Source organism: Aquimarina sediminis, from assembly GCF_002895435.1.
Classification (GTDB): domain Bacteria; phylum Bacteroidota; class Bacteroidia; order Flavobacteriales; family Flavobacteriaceae; genus Aquimarina; species Aquimarina sediminis.
This window is the reverse complement of the sequence record NZ_POYJ01000003.1, coordinates 316,129-337,589: the sequence shown is the minus strand read 5'-3', so window position 1 is coordinate 337,589 and position 21,461 is coordinate 316,129. Positions and strand designations below refer to the sequence as shown.

24 protein-coding genes and 1 tRNA gene are annotated in these 21,461 nt (G+C 32.5%); 14 read left to right on the top strand and 11 right to left on the bottom strand.

Annotated features, from left to right (window positions below; all coding sequences use genetic code 11):
• The first annotated feature begins 25 nt into the window (after positions 1 to 25).
• The 8 genes from C1X07_RS10075 to C1X07_RS10035 all read left to right on the top strand — a co-directional run bounded on the left by C1X07_RS10075 (position 26) and on the right by C1X07_RS10035 (position 7,340).
• Positions 26 to 616 (top strand): hypothetical protein, encoded by a 591-nt coding sequence (locus tag C1X07_RS10075; protein ID WP_103069886.1) that lies wholly within the window; start codon positions 26 to 28, stop codon positions 614 to 616.
• A 93-nt stretch (positions 617 to 709) separates the two neighbouring features.
• Positions 710 to 1,192: a MarR family winged helix-turn-helix transcriptional regulator gene (locus C1X07_RS10070; protein ID WP_103069885.1), complete on the top strand. Its 483-nt coding sequence runs from the start codon at positions 710 to 712 to the stop codon at positions 1,190 to 1,192.
• Positions 1,193 to 1,204: 12 nt separating this feature from the next.
• Positions 1,205 to 1,666 (top strand): GNAT family N-acetyltransferase, encoded by a 462-nt coding sequence (locus C1X07_RS10065; RefSeq protein ID WP_103069884.1) that lies wholly within the window; start codon positions 1,205 to 1,207, stop codon positions 1,664 to 1,666.
• Positions 1,667 to 2,089: 423 nt separating this feature from the next.
• Complete coding sequence (locus tag C1X07_RS10060) at positions 2,090 to 2,779, top strand: hypothetical protein (RefSeq protein WP_103069883.1); 690 nt, start codon at positions 2,090 to 2,092, stop codon at positions 2,777 to 2,779.
• 637 nt (positions 2,780 to 3,416) lie between these two features.
• Positions 3,417 to 4,211, top strand: coding sequence for a sensor histidine kinase (locus C1X07_RS10050; protein ID WP_103069881.1), 795 nt, complete (start codon positions 3,417 to 3,419; stop codon positions 4,209 to 4,211).
• A gap of 155 nt (positions 4,212 to 4,366) precedes the next feature.
• Complete coding sequence (locus C1X07_RS10045; RefSeq protein ID WP_103069880.1) at positions 4,367 to 5,005, top strand: response regulator transcription factor; 639 nt, start codon at positions 4,367 to 4,369, stop codon at positions 5,003 to 5,005.
• 269 nt (positions 5,006 to 5,274) lie between these two features.
• Positions 5,275 to 6,735, top strand: a complete 1,461-nt coding sequence (rpoN, locus tag C1X07_RS10040) for an RNA polymerase factor sigma-54 (RefSeq protein ID WP_103069879.1) — start codon at positions 5,275 to 5,277, stop codon at positions 6,733 to 6,735.
• Positions 6,735 to 7,340, top strand: coding sequence for a hypothetical protein (locus C1X07_RS10035; RefSeq protein WP_103069878.1), 606 nt, complete (start codon positions 6,735 to 6,737; stop codon positions 7,338 to 7,340). The genes rpoN and C1X07_RS10035 overlap by 1 nt, the downstream gene beginning before the upstream one ends.
• Here C1X07_RS10035 and C1X07_RS10030 read toward each other — a convergent pair.
• The 11 genes from C1X07_RS10030 to C1X07_RS09980 all read right to left on the bottom strand — a co-directional run bounded on the left by C1X07_RS10030 (position 7,335) and on the right by C1X07_RS09980 (position 16,674).
• Positions 7,335 to 7,991 (bottom strand): porin family protein, encoded by a 657-nt coding sequence (locus C1X07_RS10030; RefSeq protein WP_103069877.1) that lies wholly within the window; start codon positions 7,989 to 7,991, stop codon positions 7,335 to 7,337. The two genes, C1X07_RS10035 and C1X07_RS10030, sit on opposite strands and share 6 nt — an antisense overlap.
• A 73-nt stretch (positions 7,992 to 8,064) precedes the next feature.
• A complete protein-coding gene (locus tag C1X07_RS10025; RefSeq protein WP_103069876.1) occupies positions 8,065 to 10,287 on the bottom strand; it encodes a response regulator in 2,223 nt (740 codons plus the stop codon).
• A 386-nt stretch (positions 10,288 to 10,673) separates the two neighbouring features.
• Positions 10,674 to 11,147: an ExbD/TolR family protein gene (locus tag C1X07_RS10020; RefSeq protein ID WP_103069875.1), complete on the bottom strand. Its 474-nt coding sequence runs from the start codon at positions 11,145 to 11,147 to the stop codon at positions 10,674 to 10,676.
• Positions 11,148 to 11,161: 14 nt separating this feature from the next.
• Positions 11,162 to 11,773, bottom strand: coding sequence for an ExbD/TolR family protein (locus tag C1X07_RS10015; protein ID WP_103069874.1), 612 nt, complete (start codon positions 11,771 to 11,773; stop codon positions 11,162 to 11,164).
• A 292-nt stretch (positions 11,774 to 12,065) separates the two neighbouring features.
• On the bottom strand, positions 12,066 to 12,548 hold the full coding sequence (locus C1X07_RS10010) for an ExbD/TolR family protein (protein WP_103069873.1): 483 nt from the start codon (positions 12,546 to 12,548) through the stop codon (positions 12,066 to 12,068).
• Between the two features lie 23 nt (positions 12,549 to 12,571).
• Positions 12,572 to 13,180, bottom strand: a complete 609-nt coding sequence (locus C1X07_RS10005) for an ExbD/TolR family protein (protein WP_103069872.1) — start codon at positions 13,178 to 13,180, stop codon at positions 12,572 to 12,574.
• 2 nt (positions 13,181 to 13,182) lie between these two features.
• Positions 13,183 to 13,656: a hypothetical protein gene (locus C1X07_RS10000; protein WP_103069871.1), complete on the bottom strand. Its 474-nt coding sequence runs from the start codon at positions 13,654 to 13,656 to the stop codon at positions 13,183 to 13,185.
• A gap of 117 nt (positions 13,657 to 13,773) precedes the next feature.
• On the bottom strand, positions 13,774 to 14,574 hold the full coding sequence (locus tag C1X07_RS09995) for a MotA/TolQ/ExbB proton channel family protein (protein ID WP_103069870.1): 801 nt from the start codon (positions 14,572 to 14,574) through the stop codon (positions 13,774 to 13,776).
• Positions 14,575 to 14,656: 82 nt separating this feature from the next.
• Positions 14,657 to 14,744: transfer RNA gene (locus C1X07_RS09990), tRNA-Ser, on the bottom strand.
• Between the two features lie 68 nt (positions 14,745 to 14,812).
• A complete protein-coding gene (locus C1X07_RS09985) occupies positions 14,813 to 15,847 on the bottom strand; it encodes an asparaginase (protein WP_103069869.1) in 1,035 nt (344 codons plus the stop codon).
• Positions 15,848 to 15,885: 38 nt separating this feature from the next.
• Complete coding sequence (locus C1X07_RS09980; protein WP_103069868.1) at positions 15,886 to 16,674, bottom strand: TatD family hydrolase; 789 nt, start codon at positions 16,672 to 16,674, stop codon at positions 15,886 to 15,888.
• Positions 16,675 to 16,859: 185 nt separating this feature from the next.
• On the opposite strand from C1X07_RS09980, the gene C1X07_RS09975 reads away from it, so the two are divergent.
• The 6 genes from C1X07_RS09975 (at position 16,860) to C1X07_RS09950 (ending at position 21,444) form a co-directional block, all read left to right on the top strand.
• The gene (locus C1X07_RS09975; protein ID WP_103069867.1) at positions 16,860 to 17,297 is read left to right on the top strand and encodes a retropepsin-like aspartic protease; all 438 of its coding nucleotides are present in this window, start codon (positions 16,860 to 16,862) and stop codon (positions 17,295 to 17,297) included.
• A 196-nt stretch (positions 17,298 to 17,493) separates the two neighbouring features.
• The gene (locus C1X07_RS09970; protein ID WP_128755241.1) at positions 17,494 to 18,081 is read left to right on the top strand and encodes a hypothetical protein; all 588 of its coding nucleotides are present in this window, start codon (positions 17,494 to 17,496) and stop codon (positions 18,079 to 18,081) included.
• 68 nt (positions 18,082 to 18,149) lie between these two features.
• Positions 18,150 to 19,169 carry a methionyl-tRNA formyltransferase gene (locus C1X07_RS09965; RefSeq protein ID WP_103069865.1) on the top strand — a complete coding sequence of 340 codons (1,020 nt, stop codon included), beginning with the start codon at positions 18,150 to 18,152 and terminating at the stop codon, positions 19,167 to 19,169.
• Positions 19,170 to 19,212: 43 nt separating this feature from the next.
• Entirely contained in the window at positions 19,213 to 19,767 is a 555-nt protein-coding gene (locus tag C1X07_RS09960) for a phage tail protein (RefSeq protein ID WP_103069864.1), read from the top strand.
• 57 nt (positions 19,768 to 19,824) lie between these two features.
• Positions 19,825 to 20,379 carry a phage tail protein gene (locus tag C1X07_RS09955; RefSeq protein ID WP_103069863.1) on the top strand — a complete coding sequence of 185 codons (555 nt, stop codon included), beginning with the start codon at positions 19,825 to 19,827 and terminating at the stop codon, positions 20,377 to 20,379.
• A 54-nt stretch (positions 20,380 to 20,433) separates the two neighbouring features.
• Positions 20,434 to 21,444 (top strand): SAM-dependent methyltransferase, encoded by a 1,011-nt coding sequence (locus C1X07_RS09950; protein WP_103069862.1) that lies wholly within the window; start codon positions 20,434 to 20,436, stop codon positions 21,442 to 21,444.
• Positions 21,445 to 21,461 lie beyond the last annotated feature (17 nt).

Genomic DNA, 21,461 nt, shown 5'->3' with positions numbered 1-21,461 from the left:
TAACACCCCTATAAACCATAGTTGAATGAAAAAGAAAATAGATCCAAATTTATTAATAGCTATTGGAGTACTCATTGCTAGTTTTTCTGCACTTTTTGTATATATGAAGCAGGCTAGTATTATGAGCCAACAAACAGAAATTTTACTAGAACAAACCAAAGCAAATGCTTGGCCAAGAATATCAGTCGAATCTGACCTGCAATGGAATGATAAAAGCCTTGAATTTTTAAAACTCAAAATTCATAATAAAGGAACAGGTCCTGCCCTTATAGAAGGTGTAAGAATTACTTATAATGGTAAGCACACAAGCAACTGGGTAGATTTATTCGAAGAGATGAAACTACCTGACTCTATTAGTAATTCTATTTCTAATAAAAATGTTTACAACTCAGTACTATCTGCAAATGAAAATTTTTACTGGGTACAACTCATTAACGATCCTAACTTAGCTAAATGGGTATATGACAACAGAAACAAAATCATGATTGAGATTTGTTATAAATCTGTTTTTGATGATTACTGGTTGTTAAAAGTCGTAGAAAATGGCTATAACTCTATAGAAAAATTAGAAACTAAAAAATCCCCTATCTCTCTCGAAGAAATGTTTAAACAATAAAACCGTCTACTCGCAATTACATTATTTCTTATCATTTCAAAAATTGTAATGCAATTTTTTACTACATTTACATAAGTACTTATATAATCACTTATGAAAGATAAATTGCAACAATACGGAGAATTAGGTCTAGGGTCGAGATTAAAAAGACTTAGTGATGTGATGATGAAGGAAATTCAAATCGTATATACCTCTTTGGATATCGATTTTGACCCATATCTATTTCCTGTTTTCAAAGTGATAATTGATCTTGAATCAACTACTACAACAGATATACAAGAAGCTCTTCAATACACTCAGCCCGCAATCACCCAAGCGCTAAATAAATTAATCAATAAAAAATTGGTTACATATAAAATGGACAAAACTGATAAAAGAAAAAAACTCTTTAGACTTTCGGCAAAAGGAAAAACAATTCACCAAAAAATGATTCCTCTATGGCGGGTTATTGATGAGCAGGTAAAATGGCTTACTGAAGGTAGTGCATCTGGCTTAACACGACACCTTACATTTATAGAAAATCAGTTAAGAGAGAAATCTTTAAGCCAAAGAATACTTGAAAAGTATAACATATAAACATATTCAGAAATGGAAACAACAATAATCCCCTTCGAGACGACCTATGCAAAAGACTTTGCCAACCTTAATATAGAATGGTTAGAAAAATATTTTGTTTTAGAACCTCACGATATTGATTTACTAGAACGTTGTGAAGAGACCATTATCAATCAAGGTGGTCATATCTTTTTTGCAAAAACAGACAATCAAATAGCTGGAACGTTCTCATTGATCAAAATTGAAGAAGGAACGTATGAGCTCGGAAAAATGGCTGTATCACCAAAATTTCAAGGTCAAAAGATAGGGCAGCAATTGATGGAGTTCTGTATTGATTTTGCCACAAATCAAAATTGGACGAAGCTACTTTTGTACTCTAATAGAGTTTTAGAAAATGCCATCTATATTTATAAGAAATATGGTTTTAAAGAAATTGTAATGGAAGAAAAACCACCATATCAACGAAGCAATATCAAAATGGAACTTAATCTATAAATAAAGTTTGATAGGCTTTTTGTTCATTCCAAATTGAAACAAATTCCTATCAAAACATTCTTTATTAAAATAGAAGGCGGTATAACAAAAGAGTTAAATACCTCAAATAAAAAGGGGTAAAACCCCTTTTTTTTCTAACACCTACTAACAAAAAAACATCTCAAAAATCTCCTAAACATAGTTGTTTTCAAAGCTTTACCTCCGTTTTCTTTTAACAAATCTTATCAATATCTTTTTAAAACTGCATAATAATAGTATTTTTAATTGCAGGTAAACTCCCTTTATTACTGGGTGATACCAAAAATTTGTCATTCCAAATAAAAGCTGGAATCTGATACACCCCCTCAACGCAAGTTGAAAAACTAACTAATTTTATTTCGGTAACGACCGAAATCTTAACAAACATCTTAAAAAGCTTAAAAAATGGACAAAAAAACTAACTTAATCAGCTACCTAATCGTTATTATTCTAACTGCAATTATCACCTATTTAATTGTCGGAAATTGTGACAAACCTGACCCTCCGATAGTTGACCAACCTAAAGAGATTATTTCACTAGATGATGCCATTGAACTCTATGATACTTATACAGAAAATAGATCGTGCGTAATTGAAGTTTTTGAAAAGAAAACTGATAGCATATTAACAACACTATGTCGATCAGACAGAAAACCTGATCCAGAATTTATTCCATCACGGTCTTTTTTCTTAACCAAAGAATTCTTAAATCAATACTTAGCGTACATTAACCAAGTAACCCCAGATACAGTTAATGTCACAGGGTATCGATTATACATAGGAAACTATCCTGATAAGCAAAAATTTGTAAGTGGCAAACCAATACCAGACCCAAGAAGAAACACGTTTTTTATGGCACCTACCACCCTAAGCGATGGTTCAGATCTACATCGTGGCTTTACGTTTATGGATAAAAATGGCGATGGTATACCTGAGATATTGTTTTTAGAAGACGAATTAGAAGATTCACAATCACCAAATCAAAAACCATCAAAAGCTAAAATAAACACTGCTAGTTTCTTCTCCTTTACACAAGGAAATGGAGGAAATAGCACCATAGCTAACGAAATCGGAGGGCATCCACCTCAAAACTAAGAAGAAGTATAATGAATTATTTATCTGAACTCGGAATATTTGTAATTATTTTTCAATTAGTAACTGCAATTATAGGTTCTATATATTTATACAAATACAAAAACACTTTTTTAAAATATTTTTTAATAATACTCTGGTATATCGGAATTAATGACCTTACAGGTTATATTTTAAAAAATCAATTTGGTATTAACAGTGTTACTATAATTTACAATATATACTATCTCGTAGTATTTAATTATTTTATGTTTTTATTCAGAAATTATGTTACCAACACAAAGCATAAAAAAATAATTTTTACTTTCATTATTATTTATTCCTTATCATTCTTAATAAATAGTTTCGTTGAAAATTATCTAGTGGAATTCGCGATTACGCCTTATATTATCGGTGCTAGCTTTGTTATTATTAGTATTATTTTTTACTACATTGACATTTTGAATTCCGAAAAAGTACTTAATGTTAATAGGAACTTGCTTTTTTGGATTAGCACTGGAGTATTAATCTATTATAGTGGCAATGTACCTTTTAGAATTGTTCGTAATTATGGAGGTGAACTTGCAGATGCATCAATTCAATTTTTGGTGCTTTGCATTTTAACCATTATAATGAATCTTTGTTTTATTATTGGCTTTATATGGAGCAACAACAAACAGCAATATTAGTCGCAAGCATTGTTCTTGTTATAATCATTATACTATTAATCGTATTATTTACCATCTTTCAAAAAAGGAAGAACAGTTTACTACTGCAACAAAAAGAAACAGAAAAAAAGTTTGAAAAAGCAATAGCAGAGACTCAGATCGAGATTAGAGAAGAAACCTTGCGCAACATCAGTTGGGAGTTGCATGATAATATTGGTCAACTCCTTACGCTGGCCAAAATACAAGTAAACATTGCCCAAGACGACCCTAGTAAATTAAAAGAGGTAACAGAGACAATAACCAAAAGTCTTACAGAACTGCGATCCTTGTCAAAACTGATTAACCCTGACACTATAAAAAATCTAAATCTCACAGAGGCAATCACATTAGAGATAGAACGATTTAATCGTATGCAGTTTATTAAAGCTACAATCACCAGTAATGATGAAATAGAACATCTAGATGACAAAGCAGAAGTAATTATTTTTAGGATATTACAAGAATTCTTTACCAATACCATCAAACACTCTAAAGCTTCGAATCTAAATGTTAATGTAGATTATAGTAGAGATAAACTAATTATACAAGCAAAAGATGATGGTGTTGGCTTTGATCACCTGGATTGCCCATCCAAACGAGGAATAGGACTAAGCAATATGCAAAACAGAGGTAAACTAATCGGTGCAGATATACAATTAACCTCAGAAAAAGGAAAAGGAACAGCCATAACATTGGTTTATGAATATAAAAAAGAAAGTTCGGGTGCATTAGACAATGAACTTGATTAACTTTGTATATATTAAATTATTTCACACTAATTACCTATGACCATTATAAAAAGAACATAAATAAGGATTTAGATACTCACCAACATTCTTATATACTCTTAACAGAGTACTTATGCTAATTCTTTCTGGTTATACAAACTAATAAATCTAAATAGATGAAATATTCAGTAGTAATCGTAGAAGACCACATCTTGCTATCCCAGGCTTTGTCAGGACTGGTTAACGGGTTTGCTAAATTTAAAATCCTATACATTTGTAAAAACGGGAAAGAGCTCTTAACTCGTTTTAAAGACCCCAAGAATATTCCAGATGTTGTACTAATGGATATTAATATGCCCATTATGAATGGAATTGAAACTACAGCAGCTCTAAAAGATCAATACCCACATGTTAAAGTACTAGCGCTCTCTGTAGAAGAAGATGAAAACACTATCCTAAAAATGTTAAGAGCGGGAGCAAAAGGATATCTTTTAAAAGATACAGAAAAAAGTATTCTCGAAAATGCCCTTCTGCAAGTTCAGGAAACTGGATTTTATCACACAAAAGATGTAACAAAACTATTATTAGGTTCTCTTAATAAAAAAGAAGAAAAAAGCATTGCACTTAAAGATCGGGAAATCGAATTTATCAAACATGCTTGTACTGAGAAAACATACAAAGAAATTGCAAATGATATGTGTCTAAGCCCAAAAACTATTGAAGGATATCGGGACTCTATCTTCGAAAAATTAGGTTTAAAAAATAGAACCGGACTGGTAATTTATGCTATAAAAAGTAAATTATTCGTTCCTTAAAAACCTCTAACATCACAAAAATCTTTTTACTAAACTTCAAAAAAACCAAATCATCTTACAATAAGAGGTGACACCCGTTTTTAAAGTTAAAAAATCATCTTTGACACATATTATAATTACTTTTGGCTCGTTTATTGATCAAAGCGAAAAATAAAATCGTTACAATTCGTGATTTTATAGCATTTTTTAAATAAACTAACCATCTTATACTTCTTTAAAAACAGTGTTTTTTGTTTATTTTTGTGAGTAGAAGAACATTGATAATTTTTATGCTAAAACAACAACTAAATTTTAAGCTTTCTCAAAAACTTTCTCCACAACAGATTCAACTGATGAAGTTGATCCAATTACCTACTCAGGCATTTGAACAACGTCTAAAACAGGAAATGGAAGAAAACCCGGCACTTGATAGTGGCAAAGAAAAAGCTGATGAGTTTGAAGATACCTTTAGTAATGAAAATACAGCCGAAGACGATTATGGGACTGAAAAAATAGAAGCTGAGATCAATGTAGATGAATATCTAAGTGATGATGAAATCCCAAGTTACAGACTAAGTTCTAATAATTATAGCGCAGACGATGAAGAAAAAAGCGTACCCTATGCTTCTGGCACGTCATTTCACCAACACTTAGTTAACCAGTTAAATACATATCGACTTGATGATGAAGAACGTGAGATAGCTGAGTTTCTTGTAGGGAGTGTAGATGAAAGTGGCTATATAAGAAGATCGTTGTCTGATATTTTAGATGATTTAGCATTTACTCAAAATGTATATACAACTGAAGAAAAAATAGAAAGCGTTTTAAAAATAGTCCAGCAACTCGACCCTGCCGGTATTGGTGCCCGTAGTTTGCAAGAATGCCTATGGATTCAACTGGATAGAAAAGAAACTACTATCCCGATAAAACTAGCTTCTGAAATACTTAAAAAATCGTTTGACCATTTTAGCAAAAAACACTACAACAAACTCTTATTAAAATTTGAGGTTACCGAAGAGCAATTAAAAGAAGCAATTGACGAGATTGAACACCTTAATCCAAAACCAGGTGGAGCATATGCTGGAAACAATCGCTTAATAGAACATGTTGTCCCTGATTTTACCATTAGAATAACAGATGGTGAGCTTGAATTATCACTAAATGGTCGAAATGCTCCAGAGCTTCATGTATCAAGAGAATACAATAACATGCTTCAAGGGTACAAAGCCAGTAAGGAAAAATCCAAATCTCAAAAAGATGCGGTTTTGTTTATCAAACAAAAATTGGATGCTGCCAAATGGTTTATCGAAGCTGTAAAACAGAGACAACAGACACTTTTTATTACTATGAGTGCAATAATGCACTACCAAAAAAGTTATTTCCTTAGTGGAGATGAAAGAAATCTGAAGCCAATGATCTTAAAAGATATTGCCGATGAGATTGCAATGGATGTAAGTACTGTCTCTAGAGTAGCAAATAGCAAATATGTAGACACTCCTTACGGAACAAAACTTATCAAAGAATTCTTTTCTGAATCAATGACAAATGATCAGGGTGAAGAAGTCTCTACAAGAGAAATAAAGAAAATACTGGAAATAACTATAGGAGAAGAAGACAAGAAAAAACCTCTAACAGATGAAAAACTTGCTAAAATCCTAAAAGAAAAAGGATATCCTATAGCCAGAAGAACTGTTGCCAAATACAGAGAACAATTAGACATTCCTGTTGCAAGGTTACGAAAGAAAATTTAATGAACTATTTTCTAAGAAGCGTTTCTTATATCCTACATCCATTATTGATGCCTCTTATTGGTGCGGTAATCTATTTTAAGACAGCGCCAAGATTTATCCCTGATGAAATTATTAGAGCCAAAGTATTTGGTCTCGTTGTTCTGACAATCTTAATACCTGTTGTTTTATTTTTTTTACTTAAAAACATGGGTGCCATTACATCTATTCATCTCGAAAATGTAAAACAACGTAAAATCCCGTTGCTGCTTCAGTCTATTTTACTAATTGTTGTAATTAAAATGGTAATTGATGTATACCACTACCCCGAACTATACTTTTTCTTTCTGGGCGTATTATTCTCATCATTGAGTGCCATTTTTATGGTGTTTTTCAACATTAAGGCAAGCCTTCATATGATTGGAATTAGTGGGATTACAATGTTCACCATAACCCTTAGCATCCACTTTGGGCTGAATTTAACTTTACTCATTGCTTTATTAATGATTTCAAATGGATTAGTTGCAACTTCAAGGTTACATTGCAAAGCACATACTAATTTAGAACTCGTTCTAGGTTTTCTAATCGGAATTATCCCTCAACTTACCTTGGCCAATTTTTGGTTATAATATATAGAATGTTAGCCCCACTTTAGCAGTATTTAATTCTATAGCCTCTCCTTCTACCATAGCATTATCCCCAAATAAAGTATTCAAACTATAGTAAAAGGAAAAATTAAATGTGTTCCAGCCAAAAGTAAAAGTAGCCCCTACTCTCCAACGGTTTAAGTCTTCAATTTTTACTTGTTCCAGAGTGCTAGAGTCCATTTTTTTAAATTCAGGATTAAGAGAATGCATATAGCCCATTCTAATACCGGTGTAAATCCTATAAAACTTATGTGTTTCGGGAACAGATGTTCGCCACCTGAATTCGAAAGGAGCCTCTACCAGATGGGTAGTAAATCTACTAATATCATACCCTACAACATCCATATTATACACATTGAAAGAATACCCTAACCCTAAACCAAAAGCAACATTTCGCCTCTTATTAATAGGCATATCTCTTATAAACCCTAAGTGCAGTCCCCCAGAAAAACCTGATTGGCTAAGGTTCTTTGGTCGGTTAAAAAGTAAGTTGTATGTAACTCCAACATAAAATTGATCCTCTCTGTAGAGAGAATCTAACACAACCTCTTTCTCAGAACTCAATTCGATATCCTGTCCAAAGGAAATAAACACGAACAGGTAGCAAATAACAAATACAAATAATCTCTTCATATAGATCACTAAAATAAATCTATTTATTTAGAAATAAGAGAAACTTTATAAAAACAATATTAGCATTATAAACTTATAGGCGCTTTGACAAAGAAGCCTCAATTTCTCTCTTTAATACGATTGGCTCAAATGGTTTATTAACAACAACAGAAATACCTACTTCTCTAAAACGATCTTTATTCTCTTTTTCAGAAATTGCTGTTAATGCGATAATCGGTATTTCAATACCCATATTACGTATTCTTTTAGTTGTTTCGAATCCATCAATCCCATCCATCATTATATCCATAAAAATAAGGTCATATTGATTATTTTCATTTTTTTGAACCGCCTCATAACCATCTGAAGCCACATCACAATAGTAGCCAAAACCAGAAATAATCTTTTTGGTAATCAATTGATTAATTTTATCATCTTCTACAACAAGTATTTTAGTTTCCCGCTTACGTTCCTCTTCATCAAACAATTCCTCTATATCAGAATTCTGATCTATCTGGAAGGTAATTTCAAAATCAAAACTTGTTCCTTCTTCTAAAGTAGAATCAATTCTCAAGGTTGTATTGTATTTGTCCAATAGTTTATTTGCTACTGCAAACTCTAAGACTGCTTTGTTGTTTTCATCAGAAATTGCTAAAAAGACTGCAGATTCTTTATCCTTTAGAACTCTTTTTAATTCATTTAACCTTTCTTCTGAAAATTTCAAGTCCTTATTTCTAACAGAAAACAATATCTTATTCTCAACATCATTAACGTCTACATCTTGCACAAAAAACTCAATAGTATTAGAATTAGAACAACGTGAAACTCCTGAAATGGTACTTATAAGTATTCTAGATAAACACTCAGAATCACCAATAAGCTGATGAGAAGGGTTAGAATCTATGAAAAACTCAAAAGCATTATCATTATCTTCAGTAATAAAAAAATTGATAGAATCTTTTACCTTGTTCAAAAAAGAAGTAAGATCAAAAGAAGTTTTTTTTACTGAGAGTGTATCATAATCATCAGAAGTATTCATTTCTATAATATCATTAACAAATCTCAACAAGTATTTACCAGAAAACTGTAAAATCTCCAATTGTTTTTTGCGTTCTTTCTTTGATGCTCCCTCAGTATTCAACAAATGTGAAATCCCCGTAATCGCATGCAACGGTGTTCTAAGTTCGTGAGTAATACTATTTAAAAATAATGTTTTTTGTTTGTACGCGCTTTCTACTTTTTCTTTTGCTTCTTGTAATTCGATATTTTTTTGAGCAAGCAAAGAGTTATTCTCATTTTTAAGTTTGGAATTGTTATACTGTAAGAATACGATTATTATCAAAGTCAAAATAACACCCACAGCAGCAAAAATTAGATACTTGCTAAGCCTTAATTGCTTCTTTTGATATTCATTCACCAAAACAATCTTTTCATTTTCCTTTTCTGCTAATTGCAAATCTTTGTAAGATTTTATACTTCGGCTATATTTTTCTAAAAAGGCATTATTCCTTTCGGACAACTGCCCCATATATTCATTATAGTATTTATTTGCTTTTTTATAATCTTGCTTTTTATCATACACTTTTGCAAAACCTACAATATACAAAGGATAATTATTACTAACTTTAGATGTATCCGTAATTTGATTTGTTATCGCTTCCCCTATTTCTAATTGAGAAATAGCCCCATCATAATCCCCCATATTGGTTAAGGAAACTCCAGAATAATAATAAAGATAACTTAGTCTAATTTTTTTATTATACTTTTTTGCTAATTCAATGGTTTTTTGAGCATACAAATTGCATTTTTCCCAATCTCTTTTTTGGTAATACACAGAAGTGACATTAAAGTAAACATCTATAATCTGTTCTTCATACTTGGGTTTGCCTGCTTCTTCGATTGCCTTATTTAAATATAAAATAGACAGATCGTAGTCCTTAGTAAATCTTTTATGATATAATCCTTTTAAATTATTTACAAAAATCCCCCCATATTCATCCTTAACTTTATCCTGCCAATCTGATGCCAGATCTAAATACATTTTAAACCCCTCTGGATCATTAAGATATAACAATAAAGCACTACGTAATCGGTAGATCCGGGCTCTATGCTTATCACTTCCACTCTGCAAAACGGTTTCCTCTGTTTTATCTATTATCTTAAGAGCTTTATTCAAATAATCATTTTCTATCCAATACTCTATTGAATCCAATGTAGTCTTTATCTGATCAATTTTGGTATCAGATTCTATTTTCTGAAACCCCTGTCCTTTTAAAACAAAAAATAAAAAGAGAATACTAAGGTAATGTAATCTCATTCTTCTGATATTTCTCCTGAATTGTTAGTAATGTAAAATAAGAAAAAAGAATGATTTTCATTACTTCCCAAACCAATAAGTTAAAATATTCATAAAAAAACTACTCTTTTACCTTAATTCACACTTCTTTTTATTTAACCACTCGTCAGAAGCTACTTACAAAAAAAGACTATCACTCCCCTCTTCTCCTATACCATGGTATAATAAACACTTTGACTTACTAGAGTTTTTCTTCAAGGTAACCTATAAGGTATTCGTATAATTTTCTATGAGTTTCTGAGCTTTCTTAAGAAAGAGAAATTCAACATCAAAAAGCCCTATAAGACAATAGAGCTTTAAGAATCAAATTTATTAGTATGCCTTGCACTAACAATTATACTTAATATCTAATCAGGATTATTATCTATTCTAGTATTATAATTAATTTTTAGAGCATTAACTTCTCTTAATTCATTTTTAATATCTCCTACAAGCCCCATATTAGCAAACTTATCTATCCTTAGGGCAGTTGTTAAAAACGGAATCATTGTCTCTGTCCTAGAAGCTCTTTCCGCCATAACAAACGCTTTTATATCACCTACATCAGCAAACTTATCATTAAGCTGAATTCTTGCTTGGTCACCTACCCTAGACCTATATCTAGAACTCGGTTTTCCTGCATAAATATACATCACTAAATCACTTTTATCTAGCTTTTCTATTTGATTAGCCATGGGCATTTCATTTTCAACCATTAAAACATTCTCTCTTATTACTGTTGCTACCATAAAGAAAAATAACAACATAAATACAATATCCGGTAACGAAGCAGTTGAAATTTCTGGCAACGCTTTGTTTCTTTTATTTTTAAGTATAGACATGATAAAAAATTAAATTAATATGAATCAACAGGCATTATCTCAGAAATTCTTTCTGGATACAAAGAGCGAATAGCTTTTATCTTTTCATTCAATTCTAAAATCTGATCTCTATTTCGTGTCTTTTGTAAATTTGATTTCATTTCTGAATATGAAACTCCGTACATCCGTTTCGCTTCTCTATTTCTTAATTTTGTGTATGCAGCGGTTAATTCATTTTGCACAGCTATATAAGTAGCATAATTTGTTTCGCGACTATTGGCAAGAGATATTACCGCCCGACCGGGGTTATCCGAAGAAATAGCATCATGTTTTCCCCTACAATATTCGCAGCTCTCATTTCCTGATCCACCACCGTTATCCAGAAAAGCCACAACAACCTCCTTTAACTTAGAAATATTCATTTTAACACCGTCAACAGAGATTTCGTTGTTTTGGTTCAACCTTACTTCGAGCAGGTTCTTTTCTTTAATAACAATATCTGTTTGAACATCCTCTATTGGTGGCAATTGTTTACCTATTCCATAATCAGTTTCTATTGTTGTCGAAACCAGAAAAAAGATAAGTAACAAAAATGCAATATCAGCCATAGATCCCGCATTTACCCTGGGTACAAGTCTTCTTGTCATAAAAAAATATATTTAATTAATAATTACATACAAAATCAGCAGATCGCGATCATGTGTGACAAGAACTAAGTAGAAGAAAAATATGTAAGCAAAACACCCTTTTTTTTATCCAAAAATTCAATATCACTTTGGATGGTTAGATATTGACATGATAAATGTGAGATCGCAATAATGGCAATAAACCTCAATTGTTGTGCCAATTTGAGGAGATTGTAAAAAGTATATAACTAAAAAATCCCGCTATGAAGCGGGATTTTTTATATCATTTTGACTATTCTCTATGTAACAGCTATTATTTGAAATTATCTAAAGCATTACCTGTTCTGGTAGTATAATTAATCTTTAACGCCTGAACATCTCTTAATTCTTTTTTGATATCTCCTACGAGCCCCATATTGGTTTGCCCGTCAACTTTTAATGCTGTTGTTAGGAAAGGAATCACTTCTTCTCTTTTAGCAGTTCTTTCTGCTAAAATAAAAGCTTTGATATCACTTACATCAGCAAATTTATCATTGAGCTGTACTCTAGCCTGATTACCTGCACTAGAGCGGTATCTCGAGCTAGGCTTCCCTGCATAAATATACATTACCAAATCTTTTTTATCAAGCTTCTCTATTTGATCAGCTACTGGTAATTTATTTTCAATCATCAAAGTATTTTGACGCATTACCGTTGCCACCATAAAGAAGAATAATAACATAAATACAATATCCGGTAACGATGCCGTAGAAATAGCAGGTAATTCACCACCTTTTTTCTTTTTAAATTTAGACATAAGAATTCTGTTTTATGTTATTATTATTTTTTTGGTTCTGCTTCTGAAAGCTTTTCAGGGAACAAAAGTTGTACCTTTTTGATATTTTCTTTTAAAGTTTCCTTATTTCCAGAATAATTTACATCCTTAAGGTCTTTTTTCATTTGAACGAAAGACTTTCCAAAAAGACGTAAAGACTCTCTATTACGCAAGGTAGTATATGCTGCAACAAGCTCATTCTGAACTGCTATATATGTAGCATAATTTGTTTCTCTGTTATTTTGCAAAGATATTACCGCCTTCGTTGGGTTATCTGATGAAGAAGGATCTCTTTTTCCTTGACAAAAGTCACAAGCCTCTTCTCCACGTCCACCTCCGTTATCTAAGAATGCGATAGCAGCTTCTCGAAGATCTTTTAATTCCATAGGAACTTCTTCGACTAATAAGTCATTATTCTTATTCAGCTCTACAACAAAAATATTCTTTTGCTTAAGAACTGGTGGTTCTACATTCTCTTCCTGCGGTGGAGGAAGCTTACGGCTAATCCCACTATCGGTTTCGATAGTAGTAGTAACCAGGAAGAATATAAGAAGTAAGAATGCTATATCAGCCATAGACCCTGCATTTACTTCTGGTGCTGATCTTCTTGCCATAATTATTTACCTATTAGTTTTCTAATACCAGAAAGAAACATCAATCCTACTGCTATTGCAGCCAAGAAATAAAATGCATACAATCCAGTTCCTACCCATTTTGATCCGCTAGCGGAAAGTACTTCACCATCTTTTAACGGAGTTTCTACTCCAGTTGCAAAAACATAACCGATTGCAAGGATAACCAAAAAGGCTACAATTCCAATTGCTGTATTTTTAAGACCAGCCGGATTCTTTGCTAAAGTTGAAAATATGGCAATTAAAGTAGCTATAATAGTGATAACAAAAATCACTAATGTAAGACTGTACAATGGAGTCACAGTAGACTCTGCGATATCTAAAGGAAGCTCTCTAGCCTCTGAAACACCATTTTCATCCATCAAAGTACTGATTGAACTACTCATAACATACCAAAGAAGTCCTCCTAAGATTCCCACACCTAGTACAACATATGATAATATTTTTGAAATTTTCATGTGTCTGTTTTTTTACTTTGGAATACACATTTTGTATTCCGATTAAACAATAAGAATATAAATTTACCGAATACACTCATTCTGGCAAATATGAGGTTTAACAAACCTTCATTATTCTTATTTTTTGTTCTTGTAAGCTACTAACATATCGATTAAAGTAATCGAAGCATCTTCCATATCATTTACAATTCTATCAATTTTAGCAACGATATAGTTATAAAATATTTGAAGAATAATTGCAACAATAAGTCCAAATACAGTTGTAAGAAGTGCTACTTTAATACCTCCTGCAACAAGTGAAGGCTGCATATCTCCTGCTGCTTCAATTTTATCAAATGCTTGGATCATACCAATTACCGTACCCATGAAACCTAACATTGGTGCAAGAGCGATAAATAAAGATACCCATGATACATTTTTCTCTAGTTGTCCCATCTGAACACCTCCGTAAGCAACAACTGCTTTTTCAGCAGCATCGATACTCTCATCTGCACGATCAAGACCTTGGTAATAGATTGATGCAACTGGACCTTTTGTATTTCTACACACTTCTTTTGCTGCTTCAACACCACCACTATTTAGAGCGTCTTCTACATTTTGTTGTAATTTCTTAGTGTTTGTTGTAGAAAGACTTAAAAAGATAATTCTTTCAATTGCTATCGCAAGACCTAAGATTAAACATAAAAGTACGATACCCATAAATCCAGGACCTCCTTCAATAAAACGCTTTTTAAGGTTTTGATGGAAGGTTAGTTCTTCTGCAGCAGGTGCCGCATCTTCTTGAGTTGTCGTCGTAGTTATAGGAGCAATCAATAATTGCACATTAGCTGTTAATAACTGGGCAGGTGCAGTAGACGCTTGTACGTTTCCAAAAGTCATTACTGCTGCGATTGCCAGAATAGAAAATAATCTTTTCATTGCGCTGATTCTTAATTTTAATTAGTTAAAGGGTTAAAGATATAAAAATATTATAAAATTTATTAAAAAATTGATAATAATGCAGAGAGGAAGGGATTCGAACCCTCGATACGCTTTTGACGTATACACACTTTCCAGGCGTGCGCCTTCGACCACTCGGCCACCTCTCTAGGTTTTTCCTATAAAAATAAGGATGGGCAAATAACAAAAAAAATGTTAAAGTGTAAAATTTGAGGCGTTAATTTTCTGACATTTCCCCTCGAATAGAAGTTTCATAAATGGTTTTGAGGACTTTAAGCGGCAAATTTTCCCCTAATAAATACATCAATTTTGCTATTGCAGCCTCTGTAGTGATGTCTTTTCCCGAGATTACACCCGCTTTTTTAAGGGCAACACTGGTATCATATTTCCCCATTTCTACACTTCCTCCTATACATTGAGTAACATTGACTATTGGAATTCCCTTCTTTATAGCCTCAGAAATCAATGATATAAACCATGCTTTGGTCGTCGTATTACCCGCTCCATACGTTTCTAAAATGATACCTTTTACTGTTTTGAGCGAAAAAATACTCTTCAAAATATCTTCATTAACCCCAGGAAACATTTTAATAATTACAATATTGTTATTAAAATGAGTATGATATACCATCTTTTTTCGCCTATTCACAGTATGTAAAAAAGAAGTATTAACTTTAAGATGCACTCCTGATTCAGCTAATGAAGGGTAATTAAGAGATTTAAACGCTTCAAAATGTTCTGCATTAATCTTTGTGGTTCTATTAGCTCGAAGTAATTTATACTCAAAATAAAGTCCAACTTCCGAAATTACCGGCTTCCCTTTTTTTTGTAATGCAGCAATCTGAACAGCAGTAATTAAGTTTTCTTTTGCATCTGTTCTCAAATCACCAATAGGCAATTGAGAACCCGTAAAAATAATAGGCTTAGCCAGGTTTTCAAACATAAAGCTAATAGCCGAAGCTGTATATGACATAGTATCACTACCATGCAACACTACAAACCCGTCATATTTTTTATAGTTCTCATTAATAATATCGCCTAATTCTTTCCATCTATCTACATTCATATCAGAAGAATCAATAGGGGATGAAAAACTAATAGTATCAATATTACAATCCAATTGCTTAAGTTCAGGAATATTCAACAATAGCTCATCAAAATCAAATGAAACCAGTGCCCCTGTTTCAAAATCTTTGATCATTCCGATTGTTCCTCCTGTATAAATCAGGAATATGTTTGGTGAAGTACTCATACAACAAATGAACTAAATTTATATTATATCTAATATATTCAAACCCCGAATATATCAGTAGAGTTTTGGGTAGTAATCGCTGCTATTTCTTTCTCAGACTCTCCATATATACCTGAAAGCTTTTCTAGGACATTTACTAAATAAGAGCTTTCATTGCGCTTACCTCTATAAGGAACCGGAGCCAAATACGGCGCATCAGTTTCCAAAACAATATGATCCAGGGATATCTGATTCAAAAACGTATCTATTTTACCATTTTTAAAAGTGACAACACCCCCGATACCCAATTTCATATTATAACCTATGGCCCGATTCGCATCTTGTATTGTTCCTGTAAAGCAATGAAAAATACCAAATAGATCATCACCTTTTTCTAATTCCAACACCTCAAAAACCTCTTCAAAAGCATCGCGGCAATGTATCACTATAGGTAATTTATATTTTTTTGCCAATTGAATCTGGTATCTAAAAGCTTCTTGTTGTTCTTTTAGAAAAGTTTTATCCCAATATAAATCTATACCAATTTCTCCTATCGCATAAAACTTTCTATCACTACTTTCTACAAAACGTTTTTTTAATTCGTTTTCTACATGTAATAATTCTTGTTGATAATTCTCTTTGACATGTGTAGGGTGCAGTCCCATCATTAAGAACACATGTTCCGGATAACTTGCTTCTATTGCATACATTGCATCGGTATATGTAGAATCAATCGCTGGCACAAAAAAGCGTGTCACCCCATTTTCGATAGCGCGTTGCATCATTTCATCCTGATCTGTTTCAAAAGCTTCGCTATAAATATGTGTGTGAGTATCTGTTATTATCATGCCGCAAAAGTATTAAAATTCAATTTATATGTATATGTACAATTATAGCTTTTGTCCTAATTATATTTTAGTCCCATATAGTTTCTATCAATTCTGGAATACGAGTATTTTTGTGATCGCACATTAGCGTTATATTATTCATATTAATTGTACTATTTTTACCCAAGTTTTTCTAAAAATAAAACATGAGTACGCTCCGAAAATTTTTAATCGAAAAAGAGTTCTTTAGAATCAAACTGGTTTATACCAAGACTAATCATTTTGAAGTTAAAGCATCTATTAATAATGTTGAAGGAAATTTTATTGTAGATACGGGAGCTTCTAACTCATGTGTAGGATTTGAGGCGGTGCAAAAATTTAATCTTTTTACTCAAGATAGTGATATTAAAGCTGCAGGAGCGGGAGCTACCGATATGCTTACAAAACTTTCTAAAAAAAATTCGATACAAATAGGAAATTGGTTCAAAAAAAGGATATCTCTTGTTTTATTTGACCTCAACCATGTAAACACGGCATTAATTGCACATCAAGCAGAACCTGTGGATGGTATAATTGGTGCCGATATTCTCAAAAAAGGAAAGGCAGTTATTGATTATGAAAAAAAATGTTTGTACCTAAAATAGACATTATAAATCTCTCAAAATCATACAAAAAGACAATATTGTTTTAATTTAAAAGCCGAGACATCACTTTTTCTCATAAAAAAGCATCAGATACTAGTTTTATTGTATTTTTTGACTATTTTAGATTTTTTTAACATTCAAAAAACAACTTTTAAAACCCAATAAGCCTATTGTTTAACCTTACTTTATACCCTTAATGAATAGACGAAATTTCCTAACCTCCAGTACACTACTCGGAATAGGCACTTTATCAATGTTTCCATCCACTATCATTACTAATAGTAGTTCTATCTCTATTTTTGATATGGGAAATGGATTTCGCAAACTATCAGATCAGACAATAGATATTCCTGTCGAATTTCTGTCCTCAGATGCTCTGAATGCTCATAAAAAATTAATTAATATACTTAACACGAAAGAATATTATTATAATAACCTAAAAATTACTAAATTAACAAATAATTGTTACGCCATCCCACTAAGTAAAAAACCCCTGGTTGGCTTTAAAACAAAAGAACTTGCTTTACTAGTAAAAGAACAAGATAGTTTTAAACACTACATTCTTAATGAAAGAATTAGTGCTGGTTTTAACTCTTTGATCGAAAATTTTAGTAAAAACATAGACTCAAACAAATTAAATATTGATATCCTTTCTTTTATCTCCCCCGTAAAAATAGTTAAGGAATCACATGGGGTAGAAAGTGTCTTTATATATGAAAATGAACAAAAAAATAAAATTACCCTTAAAAGTTCATCAAAAAGACAACTAGCTATTATAAGTTAACATATTCGTCAAACTTAAAACAGTTGTACAACTTCAATCTGCTTTAGTTTTTAGTAAAAAAACTAGAGATGTGTCGTTTGTATGATATTAATAAACCTAATGAGTTGAATGCAATGAATATGAAAATAGTACTTATCGGTAATTTTCCGGTTAGCATATCTCTATACCAATACTTGCAACAGAATAAATATTTACAGGCTGTTTGCACACAAAAAACGGGAACCGAACAATCTAATCAGGATTATCTCGATCTAATTCAGAAAGAAAAAATAGAAACATTTGTTGTTACTAGTCAGAATATTTCAAATGACTTTAAGGATTGGCTCAAAGAAAAATCTCCAGATTTGGTTATGGTATGCGGATTCTCATTAAAAATCCCAGTAGATATATTAAACATTCCCAATTATGGTTTCTTAAACATTCACTTTGGAAAACTTCCTGAAAATCGAGGTCCTGATCCTCTTTTCTGGTCTATTAAAAAAGGAGATAAAAACACTGCCATTACCATTCATAAAATGGACGAAAACTGGGACTCTGGAAAAATACTTACACAACAAGAGGTTCCTATAATACCCGGTGAAACATTAGGTATGATAAACTCTAAAATGAGTTTTATGCTAGGTCAATTGACTGAAAAAGTTTTAAAATTAGTTGAAGCCCCTAAGAACTACTACATTCAATCTTCCAGCAATTCTAACACATACAACAAACGTCCTGATATAGTAGAAACTACCATAATCTGGGAAGAGCAGACTGCAGATGAAGTTGAAAACCTAGTAAATGCCTGTAACCCAAAGTACGGTGGAGCCACCACATATTATCAGGGTTCAGTCATAAAAATAGTAGAGGTATCCCCTGTTGATGCTCAAGTACCATTGTTAGGCAAAACACCTGGAGAAATTATTCATGCACATCCTCAAGAAGGTCTGTATGTATGTTGCAAATATGGAAAATTAATTAAACTAAACATCATTAGTTCTGATGCAGGAATCCTTACAGGAACAAAATATGTTCATCTTGGGATACGGCAAGGTCATTTATTTACCACTACTGCAAAAGCAACACCTAAAAAACACATTCAAATATAAAACCAATTTATTCATTAAATATTAATCTTAAAATCAACACACTATGGAAGGAATGATCGGAGAAGTTCGCATGTTTGCCGGCAATTTTGCTCCAAGATCCTGGGCTTTTTGCGAAGGGCAATTACTAGCCATCTCTCAAAACACTGCTTTGTTTTCAATTCTAGGAACCATTTACGGAGGAGATGGTAGAACCACTTTTGCATTACCCGATTTAAGAGGTCGTGTTCCTATTGGTCCTGGAAATGGTCCCGGTTTACCTTCTTATCGAGAAGGGCAAAGAGGAGGAACACCAACCAATACATTAAATATCACTCAACTACCTTCTCATAATCACGTTGGAGCAGTAAAAGTGAGTTCTGGAAATGCAACACAGAATGTAGCGACCAATGGATCATCAATAGCGACTCCCGGAACTGGATCTGGCAGATCATTCGTTCCGACCGCAGGATTTAATGAAGCATCTCCTGATGTAACATTAAATTCAAACTCTGTAGTAACGGGAAACACAGGAGGAAATCAATCTATTAATAACCTACAACCCTTTTTATCTGTATACTACATTATTTGCCTTCAAGGAGTTTTTCCTTCTAGGAACTAAAAAATCTGTACTCATCGCTTAAACACAAAAAGAACATCAATTTTAAATCAATAATTTATGGAAGGAACAATAGGAGAAATAAGAATGTTTGCAGGTAATTTTGCCCCAAGAACATGGGCACTATGCCAAGGACAATTACTACCGATTTCTCAAAACTCTGCTTTATTTTCGATTTTAGGAACCATTTATGGTGGTGACGGCAGAACCACTTTTGGATTACCCGATCTAAGAGGGCGAGTACCTGTAGGTCCTGGAACAGGTCCCGGACTACCTTCTTATAGAGAAGGACAAAGAGGAGGTGCAGCGACAAATATTTTAAATATTACTCAAATACCAGCTCACAGCCATACAGGGGCTGTAAAAGTAAGTTCTGGAAATGCAACTCAAGATGCTGCAACAAACGGAGCTTCTATCGCAACACCAGGAATAGGATCCGGACGTTCTTTTAAAGCAACAGAAGGCTTTAATACTGCTTCTCCGGACATCACTTTAAATGCTAACTCAATCCAAACAGGAAACACAGGAGGAAATCAATCTGTAAATAACATGCAACCCTTTTTATCCATACACTATATCATATGTCTTCAAGGAATTTTTCCTTCTAGAAATTAAAACAGATACAAAAAGGGATGCTCTTTTGCATCCCTTAAATTCATTCAAAGAACGATGACGAAAAGTGCAAGAAAAATACATGATATAACAGAAAAATTGTTGTTTTCTCCTTTAAAAAAGGATTCGGAGTATATTTTAGAACTCTTTGACTTTTTTACCTCCTTGCCTATTGAAGAGGATCATCAAGGTGATATCTCCTTAAAAAATGGAATCGCACTATCTAATAAAAACGCATCAGATTGTATTAAAGACTACAAAAGAACCGCCACTTTTTTAAGAGGCACCTATAAAAGTATTATGGAATCAACGAAAAGATTCCCAAACATCCGGTTAAACATTCTTTATGCTGGCTGTGGTCCTTATGCCACTCTATTAGTACCTTTATTATCTTTTTTTGAACCTAAAAATATAAATATCACTTTGATAGATATTAATCAAAGTTCAATTGCTTCTGTAAAAAACTTAATTTCAAAACTAGGTTACGAAGACTATATTTCGGATATCATTGTAGCAGATGCAACACAATTTCAATACCCAAAAAACACCCCATTACATGTTGTTGTCACCGAGACTATGTTTCACGCATTAACCAAAGAACCTCAAGTAGCCATCACTCAAAATTTAGCTCCACAGTTAACAGAAGGAGGACTTCTCATTCCAGAAGAAATTACCATTTCTCTGGGATATTCTTTTTTTTCAAAAGAGCCTTATCTCAATCAATATGATGACACATACCAAATTGCCAACTCAGCAAATAAAAATGTAAAAAGAGAAACAATCAACAAATTGTTTTCACTAAATAAAAATGAAAGAACAAACCAGAAAGACCTACTGCATTTTTTTGAAAGCAAATGGCACTTAATCCCAGAAAATTATGAAGAAACACCAGACATATGCATCTATACACATATTAAAATTTTTGACACCTTTCAATTACAAGATGCAGATTCATTAATTACAAATCCATATTGTCTGACCTCTTTATATAATCTACAAGACCAGAATAAATTCAAAATAAAATACAATACACAAAATATTCCCAATTGGGAAATAACTGTGAGTTAAAAAAACAATAAGCCTTT

Coding starts and splice junctions, on each gene's coding strand:
- C1X07_RS10025 (WP_103069876.1), bottom strand. CDS start 10,287: ATGAGATTACATTACCTTAGTATTCTCTTTTTATTTTTTGTTTTAAAA.
- rpoN (WP_103069879.1), top strand. CDS start 5,275: ATGCTAAAACAACAACTAAATTTTAAGCTTTCTCAAAAACTTTCTCCA.
- C1X07_RS10010 (WP_103069873.1), bottom strand. CDS start 12,548: ATGTCTAAATTTAAAAAGAAAAAAGGTGGTGAATTACCTGCTATTTCT.
- C1X07_RS09950 (WP_103069862.1), top strand. CDS start 20,434: ATGACGAAAAGTGCAAGAAAAATACATGATATAACAGAAAAATTGTTG.
- C1X07_RS09980 (WP_103069868.1), bottom strand. CDS start 16,674: ATGATAATAACAGATACTCACACACATATTTATAGCGAAGCTTTTGAA.
- C1X07_RS10005 (WP_103069872.1), bottom strand. CDS start 13,180: ATGGCAAGAAGATCAGCACCAGAAGTAAATGCAGGGTCTATGGCTGAT.
- C1X07_RS09970 (WP_128755241.1), top strand. CDS start 17,494: ATGAATAGACGAAATTTCCTAACCTCCAGTACACTACTCGGAATAGGC.
- C1X07_RS09985 (WP_103069869.1), bottom strand. CDS start 15,847: ATGAGTACTTCACCAAACATATTCCTGATTTATACAGGAGGAACAATC.
- C1X07_RS10070 (WP_103069885.1), top strand. CDS start 710: ATGAAAGATAAATTGCAACAATACGGAGAATTAGGTCTAGGGTCGAGA.
- C1X07_RS09955 (WP_103069863.1), top strand. CDS start 19,825: ATGGAAGGAACAATAGGAGAAATAAGAATGTTTGCAGGTAATTTTGCC.
- C1X07_RS10035 (WP_103069878.1), top strand. CDS start 6,735: ATGAACTATTTTCTAAGAAGCGTTTCTTATATCCTACATCCATTATTG.
- C1X07_RS09995 (WP_103069870.1), bottom strand. CDS start 14,574: ATGAAAAGATTATTTTCTATTCTGGCAATCGCAGCAGTAATGACTTTT.
- C1X07_RS10065 (WP_103069884.1), top strand. CDS start 1,205: ATGGAAACAACAATAATCCCCTTCGAGACGACCTATGCAAAAGACTTT.
- C1X07_RS09965 (WP_103069865.1), top strand. CDS start 18,150: ATGTGTCGTTTGTATGATATTAATAAACCTAATGAGTTGAATGCAATG.
- C1X07_RS09960 (WP_103069864.1), top strand. CDS start 19,213: ATGGAAGGAATGATCGGAGAAGTTCGCATGTTTGCCGGCAATTTTGCT.
- C1X07_RS10050 (WP_103069881.1), top strand. CDS start 3,417: ATGGAGCAACAACAAACAGCAATATTAGTCGCAAGCATTGTTCTTGTT.
- C1X07_RS10030 (WP_103069877.1), bottom strand. CDS start 7,991: ATGAAGAGATTATTTGTATTTGTTATTTGCTACCTGTTCGTGTTTATT.
- C1X07_RS10000 (WP_103069871.1), bottom strand. CDS start 13,656: ATGAAAATTTCAAAAATATTATCATATGTTGTACTAGGTGTGGGAATC.
- C1X07_RS10015 (WP_103069874.1), bottom strand. CDS start 11,773: ATGACAAGAAGACTTGTACCCAGGGTAAATGCGGGATCTATGGCTGAT.
- C1X07_RS10045 (WP_103069880.1), top strand. CDS start 4,367: ATGAAATATTCAGTAGTAATCGTAGAAGACCACATCTTGCTATCCCAG.
- C1X07_RS10075 (WP_103069886.1), top strand. CDS start 26: ATGAAAAAGAAAATAGATCCAAATTTATTAATAGCTATTGGAGTACTC.
- C1X07_RS09975 (WP_103069867.1), top strand. CDS start 16,860: ATGAGTACGCTCCGAAAATTTTTAATCGAAAAAGAGTTCTTTAGAATC.
- C1X07_RS10020 (WP_103069875.1), bottom strand. CDS start 11,147: ATGTCTATACTTAAAAATAAAAGAAACAAAGCGTTGCCAGAAATTTCA.
- C1X07_RS10060 (WP_103069883.1), top strand. CDS start 2,090: ATGGACAAAAAAACTAACTTAATCAGCTACCTAATCGTTATTATTCTA.